Below are 5,046 nucleotides of genomic sequence, written 5' to 3'. Positions count from 1 at the left end.
TCCATAAGTCCCTCCGAGGTCTCCGGATCCATTACTATGATAAATATCGATTAGTGGCTTTATGAGTGCCAAACCCGACACGGGATCCGCCCCCCCAAAATTTGCGCTAATTTTCCATGAAACTCAAGCAGTTTGGATAAGTGTCCGCCGGACGCACACCGTGATCGAGGGCACCGTCGTTTCATCCAGAATGCCTGTTGATAACGAATAAGTTTCTCTGTAATCCTAGCGCTCTCTCATTATCACGACTGTCCCGGCCACGCGGAGGATTTCCACCCATGTCGAAGCGGCAAATGCATCTGATAGGCTACGTACTGGCGGGGCCGACCTGGCACCACTACGGGAGCTGGCGACACCCGGAGAGCGACGGCCTGGCTATGCTTGATCCTGCCCGCTACGAGGAGATCGCCCGCGTCCTGGAGCGCGGCAAATTCGACGGGTTGTTCTTCGTCGACTTCCTGATGCTCTTCGATTCATACGCTGGCGGCTACCGCACCAACCTGAAAGAGGGCGGTCAGCAATGCATGATGGATCCGATGCAGCTTCTAGCCGCCATGGCCCGCGTCACCTCGCGCATCGGACTCGCATCGACCATGTCGACGACCTTCTATCACCCTTTCCACATCGCGCGTGCCTTCGCCTCCCTCGATCACATCAGCAAAGGTCGGTCCGGCTGGAACGTAGTCACCTCGGCGATGGAGCGCGAGGCCAGGAATTTCGGTATGGATGCGCTGATGGACAAGAACAAACGGTACGACATGGCCGACGAAGTGCTTGAGGCCTGCGACAAGCTCTGGCGGAGCTGGGAGCCGGGAGCGCTCGTCGGCGATCGGGAGAACAATGTCTTCGCCGACCCCGACAAAGTCCACTACGCCAACTATGAAGGCCAATATGTGCGCACCAGCGGCCCGCTGACGGTGCCAAGCTCTCCACAGGTCCGGCCGGTCATCATGCAGGCGGGGTCGTCACCTCGCGGCCGCGAATTCGCCGGCCGCTGGGCCGAAGTCATCTTCACGTTGCAGAACTCCAAGGAGCACATGCAGGCCTTCTACCGCGACATCAAGGATCGGGTTGTAGCCAGCGGACGCAAGCCGAACGAATGCGCCATCGTTCCTGCCGTTGACATCGTGCTCGGCGACACGGAATCGATCGCCCGAGAGCGCGCCGCGGCCATCAACGAGTATGCAAGCCCCACGCTCGGCGTCGCCGAGATCTCCAACGCGCTGGGCGTCGACATGTCGAAGGAACCTCTCGACAAGCCGCTGGAGGACCTAGAACTGACCCAAGGCTGCCGCGGCATCCTCGACGTGATGCTGCAGGGAACCAAGAAGGATGGGCTGACGCTAGGCCAGGCCGGCAAGGCCTGGGCGACCAGCCAGATGACCCCGCAGCTCATCGGCACTCCGAAACAGATTGCCGACCACCTGCAGGATTTCTTCGAAGCCGAATGCTGCGACGGCTTCATGATCTGCCCGTCGATCAGTCCTGGAACCTATGTCCAGTTCGTCAAGACTGTGGTCCCGGAACTGCAACGCCGCGGGATATACCGCAAGGAGTATCAGTACGCGACCTTCCGCGAAAACCTGCAGAACTGACGCCTGACCCGAGGTAGCATGAGCGGCCCAGCATGATAGATCGCTGGGCCGCCCCATTACTCTAAAACCAGCGGATTTTTGCATTCAGGGGCCGTGGAACGGCCGCTACCCGGCATCGTCACGAGGCACTAGAATTTCCGGAAGATAGCAGCGCAGATAGGCGATACCAGCCAGATGCGCCTCCGCAACATAGTCCTCCCGGATAAAACCGTTTTCGCTGTAAGACAGCGAGAAAACGCCGTCTATCATGGCGAAGTATGCCGCGAGACGGCGCTCCCAATCCGGCACGGCAGGCACATGGAAGTAGTACGAAAGCAGCTGCGACCTGCCGTCAACAAGACGATGGTACTGCGATATATCGGCGCTTTTGACCTCGACGCTGATATTGGCGCCGAGAAACAATCGCAACGCCGCCGGGTGACTGTTGTGATACTCGGCCGCGCTGATCACCTTCTGCCGAAACAGATCCTGCCAACGCGCCGGCCGGATTTCCAGCTGCAGCATGGAGAGCTCTAGCAACGCATTGTGGTGCACCTCGGCAAGCGCAAGCAGTGCGGATTCCGTGCTAGGGAAGAAATGGTAGACCGATGCGTTCGGCACCTTCGCCTTGGCGGCGATCTGGTAAAGCCCGATATCCTGAACGTTGCTGGTTGCAAGCAACTCGTCCAGCGCGTCGAGCAGTTTGCGAAAGCGCAACTGCCCGGGTTTGCGTTGGGGCTGGCGCGCTACGATGCGCTTCGGCTGTCGGTCTGCGGCGGCCTTTTCCTCGACATCGTTGCTCATCTTCACCTCGATTGCACAGCCCTGAGTCGGACACAAGAAGAAACGCGCCCGAAGGTCAAGGCACCAATGAATTCAGACAATCAAGCCAGTCTTCGCCATTCGTCGCGCGGCCGCCGAAGCAGCAGTTTTCGATGAGCAAAGGTCTTGACTGACCGGATCTCATAAAGCCGGCGGATGAATTTCAGTCAGCAGATGCTCATTGTTCGTCACCGATGCATCCCGACGCATCCTGTCGTAAAGCCAAGCACAGAACATTTCGCAACTTTGCTTGCGCAGTTGTCCGGCTGGCTCCACTACATAATAGTCGGCACCCCGCACTCTGTACGGGGTGATGTCGACGGCCGGCACCAGAACCCCGCTGGCGAAGAGATCGTCGATCAGCGGGCTGCCAGCCAGGGCGATACCCTGGCCGCTCAGCGTCGCCTGCATGAGGACTGAGAAGTTGTTGACCGTGATCTGGTGCTTGCCTTTGGTGGCGTCGATTCCATGGGCATGAAACCAGTCGCTCCAGCCACCGCCCTGCACGGATCGCCCCTCAATGTCGAGCAGTTTCTCGCCCAAGAGATCGGCTGGGCGGGCTGGTCGCTTGCGCCTGTCCCAATAGGAAGGATGGCAGACTGGCGTCACCTCGCAGCCGACCAGGAACCTTGCCGACATGGACGACCACGAGCCTCCGCCGAAACGCACCGTCATGTCTATCCGCTGCTTCGAAATGTCGACGAGTTCGTCATTCACCGCCAGCCGCAGATCCACGTCCGGATGGAGACCGCTGAACTCGGCAAGCCGCGGGGCCAGCCAGTAGGTGCCGAAAGCATGGGTCGTGCCGACCACGATCGCCTGCGGATCGCGCAGCTCCCTTACGCGGTCCGCAAGAGAGGCTATGGCCGTCAGATGCACCGGCAGCGATGCATTGAGCATGGCGCCAGCCGGCGTGAGCTCGATCGACCGGTGCCCTCTTTCGAAGAGAGGCATCTGGAGGAAATGTTCCAGCTCGCGAATCTGCCGGCTGATGGCCGCCTGCGTGATGTTTAATTCGTCGGCCGCCTTGGTGAAACTCATCAGCCGCGCAGCTGCTTCGAAAGAGATTAGCGAGACGAGCGAGGGGATGCTTTTGCGCAGCAATGACATAACGAATTTCTATGGCACTCGGCCGTGATCCGCAAGTCGGCGCTGACTCGGCCGCACCTACTTTTGCGGATCCCTATTGAACACCTCGCAAAGTTACATCGGCGAACTCATTGCAATCCTTTCAGTGGCTTACCCTCAAAGCATTATTTCGTCTGCCGGGCGTTCACAAAAGGATTTGTTATGGGACACCAAGAATTTTGCGCATTTACGCGACCGCCGCCCTTCGGCATGGTCGCAATACCAAAAGCGCGATCATAGGACGCACCGAACATGAATGCTCCCATCGTCGTTCCTCCTGCCGCCATGCCCATCGGCCGCGACCTGTTCAAGACCGTGTCCAGCCATTGGCCATCCGGCGTCGCGGTTATCACGACCGCGGCCAGTGACGGGACCTTACACGGCCTGACCATGAGCGCCGTCATCGCGCTCTCGCTGGAGCCAATGCAGTTCTTGATCTCGGTTGACAAGACGTCCAACACGCTGCCGGTGCTGAAAGAGAAGCGGCGCTTCTGTATCAATTTCCTAAGCCGCGAGCAGCGCGAGATCTGCATGCTATTCGCCAGCAAGGCTGCGGACAAGTTCGCGTCCGTCAGCCATCGGCTCTCCGATGCGGGCCTGCCGATGATCGACGGGGCTGTTTCCTGCATCAGCTGCGACCTGAACAGCATCATCGCGAGCGGCGACCATGAGATAATGATCGGCGACGTCCGAGACATGGAGCATCTCGGCGGCGAGCCGCTCATCCATTTCAAGCGATCCTTCCACACGCTCCGGCCGGGTTGACCGGGTTGCCAAAACGCCCTCATCGGCCGCGCCCGCGCGCTTGTTTCATCCCATGAAGGGCGGCGCTGCGCCTCGAAGGTCATTTCATGCTGAGCGAATTTCCATTAGCCATCGGCGTCTCCTGGTCGGCCTCAACCTTGCGGCAGCAACGTCAGTCCCGACCTCGCGATCGCCGAGTTCATCGACTACGACTGCTCCTACTGCCGCAAGAGCCATCCGGAACTGAAGAAGCGGCTTACAAGCGACCGCAAGCTGCGGATCGTCCACGAGGATTGGCCGGTGTTCGGTCCGTTTCGAATATGCGGCCCGCGCGGCGGTCGCGGCCAAATGGCAAGGGAAGTACGAGGCCGCGCACGACGCGATCGCCCAACGGTTTCTAGCAGAACAGGTAAGTCACCGCCGTGTTGACCAAAGGCCGGCATCGACATGTCGCGACTGAACAGGGCACGCCGCGGCGCAGAAGCTAACATCGACAGCTGCTTACCTGAAACGCCCTGCAGGCCGATAGGATCGGCTTCCAGGGCACACCCTCGCGGTGGGAAGTCCTTCATCGTCTTCGGCGGGTCTCAGCCGCGCCCAGTCCGTTCGCGGGGGCGACTGCAGCCCGCCTCCGTGGCGTTCATAGCTCAGGCGATGAAGGCCTCTGCAACGCTGCGAATGCCTGCGGCATCGAGCTTGTAATGAGCGTAGAGATGGGTGGGCGGCGCGATCAGGCTGTATTCGTCGTAGATGCCGTGGCGCTTGAGCTTCACGCCAA

4 protein-coding genes and 1 pseudogene are annotated in these 5,046 nt (G+C 59.8%); 2 read left to right on the top strand and 3 right to left on the bottom strand.

The genetic code is table 11. The features are described from left to right. Positions 1-278: 278 nt before the first annotated feature. Positions 279-1,595 (top strand): LLM class flavin-dependent oxidoreductase, encoded by a 1,317-nt coding sequence (locus EOA27_RS21375; protein ID WP_126062140.1) that lies wholly within the window; start codon positions 279-281, stop codon positions 1,593-1,595. Positions 1,596-1,700: 105 nt separating this feature from the next. Here EOA27_RS21375 and EOA27_RS21370 read toward each other — a convergent pair whose 3' ends face one another. Further along, positions 1,701-2,378: a TetR/AcrR family transcriptional regulator gene (locus tag EOA27_RS21370; protein ID WP_126062141.1), complete on the bottom strand. Its 678-nt coding sequence runs from the start codon at positions 2,376-2,378 to the stop codon at positions 1,701-1,703. 159 nt (positions 2,379-2,537) lie between these two features. Then, positions 2,538-3,506 (bottom strand): LysR substrate-binding domain-containing protein, encoded by a 969-nt coding sequence (locus EOA27_RS21365; RefSeq protein WP_126062142.1) that lies wholly within the window; start codon positions 3,504-3,506, stop codon positions 2,538-2,540. Positions 3,507-3,776: 270 nt separating this feature from the next. Between EOA27_RS21365 and EOA27_RS21360 the strand changes: the two genes are divergently transcribed. Continuing rightward, entirely contained in the window at positions 3,777-4,289 is a 513-nt protein-coding gene (locus tag EOA27_RS21360) for a flavin reductase family protein (RefSeq protein WP_126062143.1), read from the top strand. A gap of 626 nt (positions 4,290-4,915) precedes the next feature. Here the strand turns inward: EOA27_RS21360 and EOA27_RS42235 are convergent. Beyond that, a pseudogene (locus EOA27_RS42235) lies at positions 4,916-5,046 on the bottom strand (transketolase); the annotation flags it as partial.

This window comes from Mesorhizobium sp. M2A.F.Ca.ET.037.01.1.1 (assembly GCF_003998075.1).
In the GTDB taxonomy this organism is placed as follows: Bacteria; Pseudomonadota; Alphaproteobacteria; order Rhizobiales; family Rhizobiaceae; genus Mesorhizobium.
The sequence above is the reverse complement of the archived record's forward strand: the minus strand, read 5'-3'. Positions and strand labels throughout refer to the sequence as shown.

Excerpts from the sequence above, each read along its gene's own strand:
- EOA27_RS21360 (WP_126062143.1), top strand. The coding sequence starts at position 3,777 with ATGAATGCTCCCATCGTCGTTCCTCCTGCCGCCATGCCCATCGGCCGC.
- EOA27_RS21375 (WP_126062140.1), top strand. The coding sequence starts at position 279 with ATGTCGAAGCGGCAAATGCATCTGATAGGCTACGTACTGGCGGGGCCG.
- EOA27_RS21370 (WP_126062141.1), bottom strand. The coding sequence starts at position 2,378 with ATGAGCAACGATGTCGAGGAAAAGGCCGCCGCAGACCGACAGCCGAAG.
- EOA27_RS21365 (WP_126062142.1), bottom strand. The coding sequence starts at position 3,506 with ATGTCATTGCTGCGCAAAAGCATCCCCTCGCTCGTCTCGCTAATCTCT.